The sequence below is a fragment of the Streptomyces termitum genome, from assembly GCF_014650175.1.
In the GTDB taxonomy this organism is placed as follows: domain Bacteria; phylum Actinomycetota; class Actinomycetes; order Streptomycetales; family Streptomycetaceae; genus Streptomyces; species Streptomyces termitum.
Map to the genome: position 1 here is coordinate 367,696 of NZ_BMUL01000006.1, position 15,576 is coordinate 383,271.

13 protein-coding genes are annotated in these 15,576 nt (G+C 71.0%); 5 read left to right on the forward strand and 8 right to left on the reverse strand.

What is annotated here, in order from left to right; genetic code table 11:
* Nucleotides 1-59: 59 nt before the first annotated feature.
* Nucleotides 60-680, reverse strand: a complete 621-nt coding sequence (gene ctaE, locus IE219_RS14580; RefSeq protein WP_189977215.1) for an aa3-type cytochrome oxidase subunit III — start codon at nt 678-680, stop codon at nt 60-62.
* A gap of 224 nt (nt 681-904) precedes the next feature.
* On the opposite strand from ctaE, the gene IE219_RS14585 reads away from it, so the two are divergent.
* Nucleotides 905-1,306 (forward strand): DNA-binding transcriptional response regulator, encoded by a 402-nt coding sequence (locus tag IE219_RS14585; protein WP_189977217.1) that lies wholly within the window; start codon nt 905-907, stop codon nt 1,304-1,306.
* Nucleotides 1,307-1,333: 27 nt separating this feature from the next.
* Here IE219_RS14585 and IE219_RS14590 read toward each other — a convergent pair whose 3' ends face one another.
* The 4 genes from IE219_RS14590 to ctaC all read right to left on the reverse strand — a co-directional run bounded on the left by IE219_RS14590 (nt 1,334) and on the right by ctaC (nt 5,790).
* Nucleotides 1,334-2,587, reverse strand: coding sequence for a L,D-transpeptidase (locus tag IE219_RS14590; RefSeq protein WP_189977218.1), 1,254 nt, complete (start codon nt 2,585-2,587; stop codon nt 1,334-1,336).
* Between the two features lie 112 nt (nt 2,588-2,699).
* Nucleotides 2,700-3,098, reverse strand: coding sequence for a cytochrome c oxidase subunit 4 (locus IE219_RS14595; RefSeq protein WP_189977220.1), 399 nt, complete (start codon nt 3,096-3,098; stop codon nt 2,700-2,702).
* A complete protein-coding gene (gene ctaD / locus IE219_RS14600) occupies nt 3,095-4,828 on the reverse strand; it encodes an aa3-type cytochrome oxidase subunit I (protein WP_189977222.1) in 1,734 nt (577 codons plus the stop codon). Before ctaD ends, IE219_RS14595 begins: the two co-directional genes overlap by 4 nt.
* Nucleotides 4,825-5,790, reverse strand: coding sequence for an aa3-type cytochrome oxidase subunit II (gene ctaC, locus IE219_RS14605; protein ID WP_189977224.1), 966 nt, complete (start codon nt 5,788-5,790; stop codon nt 4,825-4,827). The genes ctaD and ctaC overlap by 4 nt, the downstream gene beginning before the upstream one ends.
* 335 nt (nt 5,791-6,125) lie before the next feature.
* Here ctaC and IE219_RS14610 point away from each other — a divergent pair, with 335 nt between their 5' ends.
* Nucleotides 6,126-7,493 (forward strand): cysteine desulfurase/sulfurtransferase TusA family protein, encoded by a 1,368-nt coding sequence (locus IE219_RS14610; RefSeq protein ID WP_189977226.1) that lies wholly within the window; start codon nt 6,126-6,128, stop codon nt 7,491-7,493.
* A 67-nt stretch (nt 7,494-7,560) separates the two neighbouring features.
* On the opposite strand, the gene IE219_RS14615 is transcribed toward IE219_RS14610, so the two are convergent.
* Nucleotides 7,561-8,535 (reverse strand): carbohydrate kinase family protein, encoded by a 975-nt coding sequence (locus IE219_RS14615; protein ID WP_189977228.1) that lies wholly within the window; start codon nt 8,533-8,535, stop codon nt 7,561-7,563.
* A gap of 130 nt (nt 8,536-8,665) precedes the next feature.
* Between IE219_RS14615 and IE219_RS14620 the strand changes: the two genes are divergently transcribed.
* Nucleotides 8,666-8,869, forward strand: coding sequence for a hypothetical protein (locus tag IE219_RS14620; protein ID WP_189977230.1), 204 nt, complete (start codon nt 8,666-8,668; stop codon nt 8,867-8,869).
* A 78-nt stretch (nt 8,870-8,947) separates the two neighbouring features.
* Nucleotides 8,948-10,405 (forward strand): hypothetical protein, encoded by a 1,458-nt coding sequence (locus IE219_RS14625; RefSeq protein WP_189977232.1) that lies wholly within the window; start codon nt 8,948-8,950, stop codon nt 10,403-10,405.
* 138 nt (nt 10,406-10,543) lie between these two features.
* Here IE219_RS14625 and IE219_RS14630 read toward each other — a convergent pair whose 3' ends face one another.
* The gene (locus IE219_RS14630; protein WP_189977234.1) at nt 10,544-10,900 is read right to left on the reverse strand and encodes an iron-sulfur cluster assembly accessory protein; all 357 of its coding nucleotides are present in this window, start codon (nt 10,898-10,900) and stop codon (nt 10,544-10,546) included.
* A gap of 246 nt (nt 10,901-11,146) precedes the next feature.
* Here IE219_RS14630 and nadA point away from each other — a divergent pair, with 246 nt between their 5' ends.
* Nucleotides 11,147-12,328, forward strand: a complete 1,182-nt coding sequence (nadA, locus tag IE219_RS14635) for a quinolinate synthase NadA (protein WP_189977236.1) — start codon at nt 11,147-11,149, stop codon at nt 12,326-12,328.
* A 93-nt stretch (nt 12,329-12,421) separates the two neighbouring features.
* Here nadA and IE219_RS14640 read toward each other — a convergent pair whose 3' ends face one another.
* A complete protein-coding gene (locus IE219_RS14640) occupies nt 12,422-15,544 on the reverse strand; it encodes an efflux RND transporter permease subunit (RefSeq protein WP_189977238.1) in 3,123 nt (1,040 codons plus the stop codon).
* Nucleotides 15,545-15,576: the final 32 nt, after the last annotated feature.

Below are 15,576 nucleotides of genomic sequence, written 5' to 3' on the forward strand. Positions count from 1 at the left end.
TCAGGATCTTCTGCGTCGATGCTTGCTGGATGTCGGTCCGCCGCGGTCGCGGCGGCCGACTACTTGATCAAGTAGATCGTGGCGAAGAGGCCGATCCAGACGACATCGACGAAGTGCCAGTAGTAGGACACGACGATGGCGGCGGTTGCCTGCTCGTGAGTGAACCTCTTGGCGGCGTACGTCCGGCCGAGGACCAGCAGGAAGGCGATGAGACCGCCCGTCACGTGCAGGCCGTGGAAGCCGGTGGTCAGGTAGAACACCGTGCCGTACGGGTCCGAGGACAGCGAGAGGCCGTCCTTCTTGACCAGCTCGGTGTACTCGAAGACCTGGCCGCCGATGAAGATCGCACCCATCACGAACGTGATGATGAACCAGCTCCGGAGCTTCTTCACGTCACCCCGCTCGGCGGCGAAGACGCCGAGCTGGCAGGTGAGGGAGGAGAGCACCAGGATCGTGGTGTTGGTCGCCGAGAACGGGAGGTTGAGGGCCGAAGCCTTTTCCGCCCAGAACTCGGGACCCATCACGGATCGCAGGGTGAAGTACATCGCGAAGAGGGCCGCGAAGAACATCAGCTCGGAACTCAACCAGATGATGGTTCCGACGCTGGTGAGGTTGGGTCGATTGACCGTCGGGTGCGCGTGCCCGGTTTCTACTGTCGTTACTGTCGCCACGACCGACATTATGTCGGTCGCTTATCCCGCCCTCACTCCGGGGGGTGCCGTTCGGAGTGTCAGGGGGGTGTGTCCAGCCCGAACGGCCCAGTGGGAGGCCCCCCGGACGGCCCTCCGGGGGCGGCCCGGCCCCTTTCGAACAACGGTTGAACGGGTGTTGACGGGGTGTGGGGCGGAGTAGCATCCGGCGGACCGGTCGAGGACGACCGGCCCGCCTTCCGGACGGAGGAACGATGCAGTCGAGTGCCACGGTCCTGGTCTACAGCGACGACGCGAACACCCGGGAGCAGGTACGGCTCGCGGCCGGCCGGCGGCCGGCGGCCGATGTGCCGCCGGTGGAGTTCGTGGAGTGCGCGACGCTCCCGGCCGTGCTGAAGCGGCTGGACGAGGGCGGGATCGACGTCTGCGTGCTGGACGGCGAGACGGCTCCCGCCGGCGGCATGGGCGTCTGCCGGCAGATCAAGGACGAGATCTTCCGCTGCCCGCCGGTGCTGCTGCTCATCGGGCGCCCGCAGGACGCCTGGCTGGCCACCTGGAGCCGCGCGGACGCCGCGGTCACCCTTCCGGTGGAACCGGTCGAGTTCGCGGCGTCCCTGGCGGGCCTGCTGCGCTCCCGCCTCTCGATCGACGCGTAGCGGCGGCCGGCGGCCCCCGGGCGCGCCTCAGATGCTGGGGCGGAGCCTCGCTCCGGCGTCGCGGGCCGCCGTGGGGTCGCCCTGGTCGGCGACCAGGGCGCTGCCCCGGCGCCACTTGTCCCAGGGCATGTTCCAGTCGCCGAAGCCGTTGCCGAAGGTGTCCATCATCTCGCCGTAGCTGTTGACGGTGCGGACGATGTCGCCGGGGCGGACGGTCTCGTAGAACCAGGCGGCGTTCCCGGTGGACATGCCGACGCAGCCGTGGCTGACGTTGGCGACGCCCTGGGAGTCGACGGACCAGGGGGCGGCGTGCACGTACTCGCCGCTCCAGGTGACCCGGGTGGCGTAGTACACCGGCAGGTCGTACGAGTCGGAGCTGCCCTCCGAGATGCCGATGCTGGTGCCGCGCATCCGGACGTAGTACTCCTTGCCGAGCACCACTTTGATCCCATTACGGGTGGAGAAGCCCTCTTTGCCGGTGGTCACCGGAATGGTGTTGATCACTTCTCCGTTGCGCTTGACCGTCATGGTGTGGGCCCCGGCGTCGGTGACGGCCTCGATCCGGTCGCCGATCTTCAGCCGGAGCGCCTTGGACGGGCCGCCGTAGAGCTTGTCGCCGACCCGGAGGCCGTCGAGGTTGGCGGTGACCGAGACGAGCGCGCCGGCGGGCCAGTACTCCTTCGGACGGAAGTGCAGGGTCTTGTCGTCCACCCAGTACCAGGAGCCCTCGACGGCGGGCGTGGAGCCGACCTTGAGGGCCCGTTCGACGACGGCCCGCGCGGCCCGGTCCTTGACGGGGAGGCTGAGTTCGGCGGTGATCGGCTGCCCGACGCCGTACGTGCCCGCCTCCGGCCCGAAGGCGACGGTGAGCGCCTTCTTGGCCGGGGCCGTCTCGAAGGTGTACGTACGGGCCCCGGGGGCCCCGTCCTCGTCCTCGGCCGCCACCCGGACCGTGTAGCGGGTGCCGGCGGCCAGGGAGCCCGTGGAGCGCCAGGCACGGCCGTCGGCGGTGAGTTCGCCCGCCAGGTGGCGGCCGGCCGCGTCGACGGCGGTGACGTCCGTGATGCGCCCGTCGTCGCCCCTGGCGGTGATCTCCAGCGGCTTCTCGGGGTTCAGACGGGCCTCGTCGGCCGCGGCGAAGGAGATCTGGTCCGCGGCGTCGTAGGGGCCGGCCGACAGCGGGTTGCCGCCCGATCCGGCGCACGCCGTCACACCCGCGGTGACGGTGAGGGCCAGGAAGGCGCAGCTCAGAACAGTCCTGATGCGCGGCGTGTCGTTCATGACCCCACGCTAAGGACAGTCGCGCGCCGGGGCGCGCCGAGCGTGCCAAAAGAGGGGCCCGGCCGCTTCGCGTGCGAAGTGGCCGGGCCCCTCGGGGTGTTGCGGGGTGCTGCTACTGGTTCTGGTTCTCACCGCGGTAGAACTCGAAGACCCAGCCCCAGATGCCGACGAGGAGCAGCGGGGCGGAGAAGTACATGATCCACCACCCCATCGCGATCGAGAGGAACGCGAGGGCGCCGCCGACGGCCAGCGAGAGCGGCTGCCAGCTGTGGGGGGCGAAGAAGCCCACCTCGCCGGCCTCGTCCGCGACGTCGGCCTCCTTGTCGTCCTGCGCCATGGCGTCGACCCGCTTGGCCGTGAAGGCCAGGTAGAAGCCGACCATGATGGACAGGCCGAAGGCCAGGAAGAGCGCCGTCGTACCGACCGGCTCCTTGCTCCAGACGCCGTACAGGACCGCCATGGCGAGGATGAAGACGCTCAGCCAGATGAACATCTTGCCCTGGATCTTCACTTGCCGGCCTCCTTGCCACCGGTGACGGCCGCGACCTCGTGAGGCTTGTTCTCCAGCTGGTCGACGGCGGCGATCTCAGGGTGGTGCAGATCGAACGCGGGCGATTCCGAGCGGATGCGCGGCAGGGTGAGGAAGTTGTGCCGCGGCGGCGGGCAGGACGTCGCCCATTCGAGCGAACGGCCGTAGCCCCACGGGTCGTCGACCTCGATCTTCTTGCCGTACTTGGCGGTCTTCCACACGTTGTAGAAGAACGGCAGCATCGACAGGCCGAGCAGGAAGGACGAGATCGTCGAGATCGTGTTCAGGGCGGTGAAGCCGTCGGCGTCCAGGTAGTCCGCGTAACGACGCGGCATGCCCTCGGCACCGAGCCAGTGCTGCACCAGGAAGGTGCCGTGGAAGCCCACGAACAGCGTCCAGAACGTGATCTTGCCGAGGCGCTCGTCGAGCATCTTGCCGGTGAACTTCGGCCACCAGAAGTGGAAGCCGGAGAACATCGCGAAGACGACGGTGCCGAAGATGACGTAGTGGAAGTGCGCCACGACGAAGTACGAGTCGGAGACGTGGAAGTCCATCGGGGGCGAGGCCAGGATGACGCCGGTCAGACCACCGAAGGTGAAGGTGATCAGGAAGCCGACGGCCCAGAGCATCGGTGTCTCGAAGGACAGGGAGCCCTTCCACATCGTTCCGATCCAGTTGAAGAACTTCACGCCGGTCGGTACGGCGATGAGGAACGTCATGAAGGAGAAGAACGGGAGGAGCACGCCACCGGTGACGTACATGTGGTGCGCCCACACGGTCACGGAGAGGCCGGCGATCGCGATGGTCGCGGCGATCAGACCGATGTAGCCGAACATCGGCTTGCGGCTGAAGACCGGGATGACCTCGGAGATGATGCCGAAGAAGGGCAGGGCGATGATGTACACCTCTGGGTGTCCGAAGAACCAGAAGAGGTGCTGCCACAGCAACGCGCCGCCGTTGGCCGCGTCGAAGACATGGGCGCCGAACTTTCGGTCGGCCTCAAGGGCGAAGAGCGCGGCCGCCAGGACCGGGAAGGCGAGCAGGACCAGGACACCGGTCAGCAGCACGTTCCAGGTGAAGATCGGCATGCGGAACATCGTCATGCCCGGAGCGCGCATGCAGATGATCGTGGTGATGAAGTTGACCGAGCCGAGGATCGTGCCGAAGCCGGAGAAGGCCAGACCCATGATCCACATGTCGGCGCCGACACCCGGCGAGCGGACCGCGTCCGACAGCGGGGAGTAGGCGAACCAGCCGAAGTCGGCCGCACCCTGCGGGGTGAGGAAGCCGGCCACCGCGATGATCGAGCCGAACAGGTAGAGCCAGTAGGCGAACATGTTCAGCCGCGGGAACGCCACGTCGGGCGCGCCGATCTGGAGCGGCATGATCCAGTTCGCGAAACCGGCGAACAGAGGCGTCGCGAACATCAGCAGCATGATCGTGCCGTGCATCGTGAACGCCTGGTTGAACTGCTCGTTCGACATGATCTGCGTACCCGGACGGGCCAGCTCGGCGCGCATGAAGAGCGCCATCAGACCGCCGATGATGAAGAACACGAACGAGGTGACCAGGTACATCGTACCGATGGTCTTGTGGTCGGTGGTGGTCAGCCACTTCACCACCACATTGCCGGGCTGCTTGCGGCGGACGGGTACCTCGTTCTCGTACGAGTCCTCAGCCGCGGCACCCTTGGTTTCGTTGGGGATGCTCACAGTTGGTTCTTCTCCGCGTTCCTGGCCGGGTCCGTCTGCTCGATGCCGGACGGGATGTAGCCGGTCTGGCCCTTGTCGGCCAGCTCCTTCAGGTGCGCCTGGTAGCGCTCCGGGGAGACCACCTTGACGTTGAAGAGCATCCGCGAGTGGTCGACACCGCACAGCTCGGCGCACTTGCCGAGGAAGGTGCCCTCACGGGTCGCGGTGACCTCGAAGGCGTTGGTGTGACCCGGGATGACGTCCTGCTTCATCAGGAAGGGGACCACCCAGAACGAGTGGATGACGTCACGCGAGGTGAGGACGAACCGGACCTTCTCCCCCTTCGGCAGCCACAGGGTCGGGCCCGGGTTGCCGGTCTGGGGGTTCCGGTCGCCCGGGATGCCGGCGTCGTACACGCCGCCCGCGTTGTCCGGGAACTGCTCGATGAACTTGTCGGGGATCGACGCGAGGTTCTTGTCCTTCTTCGCGTCGCCCTGGACACCGGGCACGTCCTCGACGTAGTTGAAGCCCCAGCTCCACTGGTAGCCGACCACGTTGATGGTGTGGGCCGGCTTCTCGGAGAGCTCCAGGAGCTTCGACTGGTCGCGCGCGGTGAAGTAGAAGAGCACCGAGACGATGATGAGGGGGGTGACCGTGTACAGCGCCTCGATGGGCATGTTGTAGCGGGTCTGCGGAGGTACCTCGACCTTGGTCCTGCTGCGCCGGTGGAAGATCGTCGCCCACAGGATGAGGCCCCACACCAGGATGCCGGTGAGGAGTGCGGCGGCCCAGGAGCCCTGCCACAGGGAGAGGATCCGAGGCGCCTCTTCCGTGACGGGGGTGGGCATGCCAAGGCGGGGGAAGTCTTCCCAGTTGTACGAGCAGCCGGTGGCTGTCGCCAGGATCAGGCCCGCAGTCAGCACCTGCGGCAGCTTCCGCCGCATCGGGCGCCGCGACGAGCGGTCGGAGCCGTTGGGACTCACGTAGCGCCTTCCCGAGAGTCTCGGCCCGCGTTTGGTCGGCCACGGCCGTCCGTCTCGCTGGTCGGTCGCCGCCCCGGCCGCGGGCAGGGGTTTGGATGTTTATGCGGACCAAACCCTACTGGACGCTATTTGGGGTCGCGCGGGGAGGGTGCCCAACGCGCCGTCCGAGTCCCCGAAGGGGTGGATGCGGAGCTTCCGCGGACCCTCCGGAGGCGCCCGTCCGGGGGGCTGACGACCTGTCGCACAGGTTTTCTGACACGGGCTCACGGGGGTGGGACGGCGGGGGCGGGGCGGGTGCGGGCCGGGCGGGAGGGGCCGGGGCCTACCGTGGGCGGATGCCGTACTTCGACGCAGCGTCCGCCGCTCCCCTGCACCCCGTCGCCCGTCAGGCGCTCCTCGCCGCCCTGGACGAGGGGTGGGCCGACCCGGCCCGGCTCTACCGGGAGGGGCGCCGGGCCCGGCTGCTGCTCGACGCGGCGCGGGAGGCCGCGGCGGAGGCCGTCGGCTGCCGCCCCGACGAACTCGTCTTCACTCCTTCGGGGACACGCGCCGTCCACTCGGGCGTGTCGGGCGCGCTCGCCGGCCGGCGGCGGGTGGGGCGGCGGCTCGTCGTCTCCGCCGTCGAGCACTCCTCCGTGCTCCACGCGGGCGAGGCGCACGCCGCGGCGGGCGGGGAGCTGGTGGAGGTCCCGGTCGGCCGGACCGGCGCCGTGGACCCGGCCGTCTTCGCGGCGGCGCTCGGCGAGGGCACCGCGCTCGCCTGTCTCCAGACGGCCAACCACGAGGTCGGCACCGAGCAGCCGGTGGCCGAGGTCGCGGCGGCCTGCCGGGCGGCCGGGGTCCCGCTCCTCGTCGACGCGGCCCAGTCGCTCGGCCGGGGGCCGGTGCCGGAGGGCTGGTCGCTGCTGGCGGCGAGCGCGCACAAGTGGGGCGGACCGGCGGGCGTCGGGCTGCTGGCCGTGCGCAAGGGCGTCCGGTTCGCCCCGCAAGGCCCCTCCGACGAGCGGGAGTCGGGGCGGGCCCCCGGCTTCGAGAACCTCCCCGCCATCGTCGCCGCGGCGGCCTCGCTGCGGGCGGTGCGGGCCGGGGCCGCGGCCGAGGACGCCCGGCTGCGGGCCCTCGTGGACCGGATCAGGACCCGGGTCCCGGAGCTCGTGCCCGACGTGGAGGTGGTGGGCGACCCGGTGCGGCGCCTCCCCCACCTCGTCACCTTCTCCTGCCTGTACGTCGACGGGGAGACGCTGCTGTCGGCACTGGACCGGGAGGGCTTCTCCGTTTCGTCCGGTTCTTCGTGCACCAGCTCGACGCTGACGCCCAGCCACGTGCTGCGTGCCATGGGCGTCCTGAGCGAGGGCAACGTCCGGATCTCGCTCCCCGACGGTACGGAGGAGGCCGACGTGGACCGCTTCCTCGCCGTCCTGCCCGGCGTCGTCGCGGCGGCCCGCGACCGGCTCGGCGCCGCCCCCGCCCCCGCCGCCGCCCCCGTCGACGAGGTCGTGGTCGACGCGCTCGGCAAGCGGTGCCCGCTGCCCGTGATCGAACTCGCGAAGGTCATCGGGACGGTGCGGGTGGGGGGGACGGTGGTGGTCCTGGCGGACGACGCGGCGGCCCGGCTGGACATCCCGGCGTGGTGCGAGATGCGGGGCCAGGAGTACGTGGGCGAGGCCCCGCCCCACACGTACACCGTCCGCCGCACCTCCTGACCGCGCCGGGGCCGGGCCCGGGCCCGGCCGTCCCGCGCGGGGTGCGCGGGGGCCGGGCGCGGTCCCGTCAGACGAGGTGGGGGCGGACGGCCGCGGCGGCTTCCTCGCCGTAGGCCTTGGTGAAGCGGTCCATGAAGTTGGCGCGCCGCAGCGTGTACTCCTGCGTGCCGAGCGTCTCGATGACCAGCGTCGCGAGCATGCAGCCGACCTGCGCCGCCCGCTCGTGCCCGACGCCCCAGGAGAGGCCCGTGAGGAAGCCCGCGCGGAAGGCGTCGCCGACGCCGGTGGGGTCGACCTTGGCCTCCTCCTCCGGGCAGGCGACCTCGACGACGGGCTCGCCGACGCGCTCGATGCGGACGCCGCGCGAGCCGAGGGTGGTGACGCGGTGGCCGACGCGGGACAGGATCTGCTCGTCGGTCCAGCCGGTCTTGGACTCGATGAGGCCCTTCTCGTACTCGTTGGAGAAGAGGTAGGTGGCGCCTTCGAGGAGAGTGCGGATCTCCTCGCCGTCCATGCGGGCGATCTGCTGGGAGAAGTCGGCCGCGAACGGGATGGACCGGGTCTTGCACTCCTCGGTGTGCCGGAGCATCGCCTCGGGGTCGTCGGCGCCGATGAGGACCAGGTCGAGGCCGCCGACGCGGTCGGCGACGGCCTTGAGCTCGATGAGGCGGGCCTCGCTCATGGCGCCGGTGTAGAAGGACCCGATCTGGTTGTGGTCCTTGTCCGTGGTGCAGACGAAGCGCGCGGTGTGCAGGACCTCGGAGATGCGGACGGACGCGGTGTCGACGCCGTGCCGGTCGAGCCAGGCGCGGTACTCGTCGAAGTCGTAGCCCGCGGCGCCGACGAGGATCGGGCTGCCGCCGAGCTGGCCCATGCCGAAGCAGATGTTGGGGCCGACGCCGCCGCGGCGGACGTCGAGGTTGTCCACGAGGAAGGACAGCGACACCGTGTGGAGCTGGTCGGCCACGAGCTGGTCGGCGAACCGGCCGGGGAAGGTCATGAGGTGGTCGGTGGCGATGGAGCCGGTGACTGCGATACGCACGGCTGGGCGCTCCTGCGGCTGGAGGGTGATGACAATCCACGCTACCCGGTGCCGGACCCGCTGCCGAACAGTGGAAACTACCCCAGAGTAGGTCTTTTCCCCGGGGGCGCGGGGTGCATACGGTGCGCCCATGACCACGTACCCCGTTTCTCCCGAGCGACACGACTCCGACCCGAGCCTGGCCGAGCTGCTCGGCGCCGGTGAGCGGATGGCCCCGCACTGGGTGGTTCCGGCGGATCCGGCGCCCGCGCCGGTCTCTCCGGCGGCGATCCACGGCGTGGTGGTGCCGGACGCCTCGGCGCGGCTGATCGCGGCCAGCGCGTACGGCGGCTGACGGGACGGAACCGTCCGCGCCCCCGCCCCGTCCCACCCGTGTCCGATCGGCACGGGGACGACACGAGGGAGCGTTGCGGTGAGCGGTACGGAGAGCGGGCGCGGGCGGCGGACCGCGCTCGTCGCCACGGTGGCGGCGGGTGTGCTGCTGGCCGGGGGCGGCGGGGTGTACCTGACCGCCTCGGCCTCCGGCGGCGGGGACGGCGACGGTACGGCGTCCCGGGCCGCGGGCGCGCCCGCGGCACCGTCCCCGGAGCTCGGGGGCGGGAGCGGAGGTACGGCGCCGGGCGCGGGGATCGCGCCGGGCGAACCGGACCCGGGCGGTGCCCGGGGGACGGTCTACAGAGCCGAGGGCCCACTCCCCCAGGGGCCTTCGTCGGCCGCTGTCCACCGGCCGAAGGGCCTGGTCACCTCTCAGGAGGTGGCCGGGCTGGCCGGGGTCCTGGGGCTCGGCGGGCGGACGCCGGTGCGGGTCGGGGACGTGTGGACGATCCGGCCGGAGAAGGACGGGCGCGGGCCCCGGCTCGACGTGTCGGTGCGGGCGCCGGGCGACTGGTCCTTCTCCTGGTACGACGGCGGTCCCGCGGGCGACACCTGCCTGAAGGGGAAGGCGTGTCCGCCGCCGGGCGAGGCGAGGCCCCCGGCGGGCGGCCCGGTGAGCGAGGCGGCGGCGCGGGCCGCGGCGGCGCCGGTGCTGAAGGCGCTGGGCCAGGAGGACGCGAAGGTGTCTGCGGGCCAGGTGCTGAACGGTTCGGTGCGGGTGGTGAACGCCGATCCGGTGGTGGACGGGCTGCCGACGTACGGCTGGGCGACGGGGCTGCACATCGGTCCGGACGGGCGGCCGGTGGCGGGCAGCGGGACGCTGAAGGAGCCGGTGCGGGGCGAGACGGCCCGGCTGGTGCCGGCGGAGCGGGCGCTGGCCCGGCTGAACGAGACCTCGCGGGGCCGGATCGCCGACCGGGTCACCGACTGCGCGACGGACCCGCCGGCGGCCGAGCCGGGCACCGCGCGAAAGCCCGGGGAGGGCTCGCCGTGCTTCGGGGTGGGCACGCCGGTGAAGCCGCTGGAGGTGCCGGTGACCGGGGCGGTCCTCGGCCTGGCGGCGCGGGACTCGGCGGAGGGCCGGCTGCTGGTGCCGTCGTGGCTGTTCACGGCCGATCCGGCGGACGCGGCGCCGTACACGGTGACCTCGCCGGCGCTGGTGGAGGAGAACCTGCCGCCGGCGGCCACGCGGGCCCCCGAGCCGCCCGCGGCCGACGGTACGGCTCCGGTGGCGCCGCGGATCACGTCGTACGCGGTGGCCGCCGACGGGCGGACGGTGTCGCTGGTCTTCTGGGGCGGGGTGTGCTCGACGTACACGGCGCACACCTCCGAGGAGCCGGGGCGGGTGCGGGTGCGGATCGACGAGCGGAGCGATCCGGACGCGGTGTGCGTGGCGCTCGCGAAGGAGATCACCGCGGAGGTGGTGCTGAAGGCCCCGCTGGGCGACCGCCCCGTGCTCGACGAGGCGAGCGGGCGGCCCGTGCCGAGGCGGTGAGGGGCCGGGAAAGGGCGGGGGCGGTGGCCCGGGAGGTCGGTCTCCCGGGCCACCGCCCTCGTCATCGCCCGGCGACGCCCCCAGGGGGTGTCCGGCAGATCACGACCGGGCGTCCGGTCCTGACCCGCCGGGTGTTCCCTAGCTGAACGAGTCGCCGCAGGCGCAGGAGCCGGTGGCGTTCGGGTTGTCGATCGTGAAGCCCTGCTTCTCGATGGTGTCGACGAAGTCGATCGAGGCGCCGCCGAGGTAGGGGGCGCTCATGCGGTCGGTGACGACCTTGACGCCGCCGAAGTCCTTGACGACGTCGCCGTCGAGCGAGCGCTCGTCGAAGAACAGCTGGTAGCGCAGGCCGGAGCAGCCGCCGGGCTGGACGGCGACGCGCAGCGCGAGGTCGTCACGGCCTTCCTGGTCGAGCAGGGCCTTGACCTTGGCCGCGGCGGCGTCGCTCAGAAGGATGCCGTCGGTGGCGGTGCTGGTCTCGTCCGATACGGACATCTACATCTCTCCCGGGTTGTTCGGAGACTGCTTGCCGACGGTGGAAACCGGCGGTGCCCCGGATTCATTCCGGGTCGGGTGGGATTTCCCTCCTTCATGCTCGCACACCCTGTCCAGCCGTGCGGAGCGCGAATTCGTCACATCGACACTATGGACATCGTCAGAATGACGTGAAGCGGTTATCATAGATAGCGTCATTTAGACGAGAAGGCTCTCCGGAGACCCCCCGAAGAAAGGGTGCGTGACGTGACCACCGCCCAGACCCCCCTGGACGTCCAGCCGACGCCGCTCGCCCTGCTGCTGCTCGGCCGCGAGGCCGACCCCAAGAGCGAGCGCGGCGTGGAGTGCCCCGGCGACCTGCCGTCGCCCTCCGACCCCGACCTGGTGGAGCGCGCCCGCGCGGCCAAGGAGAAGCTCGGGGAGAAGGTCTTCGTCCTCGGCCACCACTACCAGCGGGACGAGGTCATCCAGTTCGCCGACGTCACCGGCGACTCCTTCAAGCTGGCCCGTGACGCCGCCGCCCGCCCGGAGGCCGAGTACATCGTCTTCTGCGGCGTCCACTTCATGGCCGAGTCGGCGGACATCCTCACCGGCGACGACCAGAAGGTCGTCCTGCCGGACCTCGCGGCCGGCTGCTCGATGGCCGACATGGCCACCGCCGAGCAGGTCGCCGAGTGCTGGGACGTGCTGACCGAGGCCGGGATCGCCGACACGGTGGTGCCCGTCTCGTACATGAACTCCTCGGCCGACATCAAGGCCTTCACCGGCCGGCACGGCGGCACCATCTGCACCTCGTCCAACGCCGAGCGGGCCCTGAACTGGGCCTTCGAGCAGGGCGAGAAGGTGCTCTTCCTCCCCGACCAGCACCTCGGCCGCAACACCGCCGTCCGCGACCTGGGCATGTCCCTGGAGGACTGCGTCGTCTACAACCCGCACAAGCCGAACGGCGGTCTGACCGCCGAGGAGCTGCGCGCCGCGAAGATGATCCTGTGGCGGGGCCACTGCTCGGTGCACGGCCGCTTCTCGCTGGAGTCGGTCGAGGACGTGCGCGCCCGGATCCCCGGGGTGAACGTGCTGGTCCACCCGGAGTGCAAGCACGAGGTGGTGGCCGCCGCCGACCACGTCGGCTCGACGGAGTACATCATCAAGGCCCTGGAGGCGGCCCCGGCCGGCTCGAAGTGGGCGATCGGTACGGAGCTGAACCTGGTCCGCCGCCTGGCGAATCGTTTCGCTCCCGAGGGCAAGGAGATCGTCTTCCTCGACAAGACGGTCTGCTTCTGCTCGACCATGAACCGGATCGACCTGCCGCACCTGGTGTGGACGCTGGAGTCGCTGGCCGAGGGCAACCTGGTCAACCGGATCGAGGTCGACAAGGAGACCGAGACGTACGCCAAGCTGGCGCTGGAGCGGATGCTCGCACTGCCGTAACGGTCCCCGGGACCTCCCGGCGGCTCCCGGAGCCGTACGGACGAACGCCGAAGGGGCGCCCCCGCGCAGAGCGGGGGCGCCCCTTCGCGTGCCTCAGGCGCCGGCCGGTTCCTTCTGCCGCGGCGGGACGGGCGCGGTGCCGTCCTTCGCCGCCCGCTTCGCCGCCCGCTTAGCGGCGCGGCGCTCCTTGCGGAGCTCCACCATCGCGTAGAGCGTCGGGACGAGGAGCAGGGTCAGCAGGGTGGAGGTGATCAGACCGCCGATCACCACCACGGCGAGCGGCTGGGCGATGAAGCCGCCCTCGCCGGTGATGCCGAGGGCCATCGGCAGCAGGGCGAAGATCGTCGCCAGGGCGGTCATCAGGATCGGGCGGAGCCGGTGCCGGCCGCCCTCGACCACCGCGTCGACGACCCCGTACCCCTGGGCCCGGTACTGGTTGATCAGGTCGATCAGGACGATCGCGTTGGTGACGACGATGCCGATGAGCATCAGCATGCCGATCATCGCAGGGACGCCCATCGGGGTGCCGGTGGCGATGAGCAGGCCCAGCGCGCCGGTGGCCGCGAACGGCACCGAGACCAGCAGGATCAGCGGCTGGATCAGCGACCGGAAGGTCGCGACCAGCAGCATGAAGACGATCGCCACGGCGGCGAGCATCGCCAGGAAGAGGTTGAGGAACGCCTCGTTCTGGTCCTCGGAGACGCCGCCGACGGAGGCGGAGGCGCCCTCCGGCAGGTCCAGGGCCGCGATCTTCGACTGGAGCGCGGTGCCCACGGCGCCGGTGTTGTCCGTGGTCGGCCGGGCGGTGACCGTCGCCGCGCGGGCGCCGTCGATCCGGGTCATCGAGACCGGGCCGGGCACGAGCTCCACGGTGGCGATGTCACCGAGCTTCACCGGGCCGAGCGGCAGCGCCTTCAGCTGGTCCAGGGTGGTCGCCGGGGTCGCCGAGGTGACGAGGACGTCCCGCTGGGTGTCGTCCAGGGTGGCCTTGCCCGCCGGGGTGCCGCGGACGGCCTGGGAGACGGCCATGCCGAGGGTGGTGGCGTCGAAACCGGCGTCGGCCGCCTTCTCGTTCGGCTTCACCGAGATCCGGGGGACGGACTGGGAGAGGTCGCTGCGGACGTCGGTGACGTCCTTCAGCTCCGCGACGGCCTTCTCGACCTGCTCGGACGCCTTCCGGAGCAGCTCGCGGTCGCCCGCCTTGACGACGACGCTGAGGTCCTGGCCGCCGAAGCCCGCACCGGCCGCGAGCGAGGTGTCGCCGATGCCGTCGAGCTTCGCCAGCCCCGCCTCGACGGCGGCGCGGGTCTTCTCGTACGAGGCGGACTCGTCCAGGGTGACCTGGAAGGACGCCTGGTTGGCGCCGGTGCCGCCGCCGAAGGCCGCCATGAAGCCGGAGGAGCCGACGGTGACCTGGTAGTCCTTGACGCCCTCGGTCTCCGCGAGGACCTTCTCGATCTTCTTCGCGGCCTCGTCGGAGGCGCTCAGGCCGGTGCCCGGCGCCAGCTTCTGCTTGACCGTCAGGACCTGCTGCTCGCCCTGGTCGAAGAAGTTGGTCTTCATCAGCGGCGCCATGCCGAAGGTGACGACCAGGACGACGAGGGCGATGGCCACGCTGGTGAGGCGGCGCCGGGTGGCGAACCGCAGCACCGGCACGTACGCGCGCTGGAGGCGGCTCCTGGCCTCCTTCTCCTCGGCGGCCCTGCGGGCCTCGTCCGGGTCCTCGGAGGTGCCCTTGGGGGCGCGCAGGAACCAGTACGAGAGCACCGGCACGACCGTCAGGGAGACCAGCAGCGAGGCCAGCAGGGCGGCCGTCACGGTGAGGCTGAAGGAGCCGAACAGCTCGCCGACCATGCCGCCGACCAGGCCGATCGGCAGGAAGACGGCGACCGTGGTGAGCGTGGACGAGGTGACCGCGCCGGCCACCTCCTTCACGGCGGTGACGATCGCGGACTGGCGGTCCTCGCCGTAGCCGAGGTGCCGCTTGATGTTCTCCAGGACCACGATCGAGTCGTCGACGACACGGCCGATGGCGATGGTGAGCGCGCCGAGCGTCAGCACGTTCAGCGACAGGTCGCGGGTCCACAGCACGATCAGCGCGAGGACGACCGAGAGCGGGATGGAGACCGCGGTGACCAGGGTGGAGCGGATCGAGGCGAGGAAGACCAGGATCACCAGGACGGCCATGACCAGGCCGAGGGCGCCCTCGGTGGTGAGGCCGGAGATCGACTTGGCGACGGCCGGGCCCTGGTCGGAGACCACGGTCAGCTCGGCGCCCGCGCCCAGCTGCTCGCGCAGCCCGGGGAGCTTCTTCTCGACGGCCTCGGAGATCGCGACGGCGCTGCCGTCCTTGTCCATGGTGGCCAGCACGGCGAGGCTGGGCTTGCCGTTGGTGCGGGTCAGGGAGGTCCGGACGGACTCCTCCTGCTTCACCTCGGCGACGTCGGCGAGCCGGACCGCCTTGCCGCCCTGGGGCGCCCTGACCCGCAGGTCCTGGATCTGCCGGAGCGAGGTGTAGCCGCCGCCGACCTGGACGGTGCGGCTCTTGCCCGCCTCGGTGAAGGAGCCGGCGGGCATGGTGCCGCCGCCGGCCTGGATCGCCTGGGCGAGGGTCATCGGGTTCAGACCGGCCGCGGCGAGCTTGCCCGCGTCGGGGGTGACGGAGACCTGGAGGGCCTGGACGCCGTCCACGCTGACCTGGCCGACGCCGTCGATGTCCTCCAGGGCGGGCACCACGGTCCGCTCCAGCCGGTCGGCCAGCGCCTGCTGGTCCTGGCCGGAGGTGGCGGCGAGGACGACGGTCGGGATGTCGTCGGTGGAACCGGCCACCACCTGCGGGTCGACCGTGTCCGGCAGCATCGCGCGGGCCCGGTTGACGGCCTGCTGGACGTCGGCGACGAGCTGCTTGGTGGACTCGTCGCCGTAGTCGAAGGAGGCCATGATGACGGCGCTGCCCTCGGAGGCGGTGGAGGTGATCCCCTTCAGGCCGTCGACGGCCTTGAGGTTGTTCTCCAGCGGCTCGACGACCTGCTTCTCCACCACGTCGGGCGAGGCGCCCTGGTACGGGGCGATGATCGAGACCATCGGGAGCTCGATCGAGGGGAACAGCTGCTGCTTCAGCTGGGGTATCGCGATCAGTCCGAAGACGATCGCGATGAGGGAGGTCAGGCCGATCAGGGCCCGTTGCGCGAGGCTGAATCTGGACAGCCAGGACATGGGGTCTCTCTTCCGGTGACGTACGCGGCGGC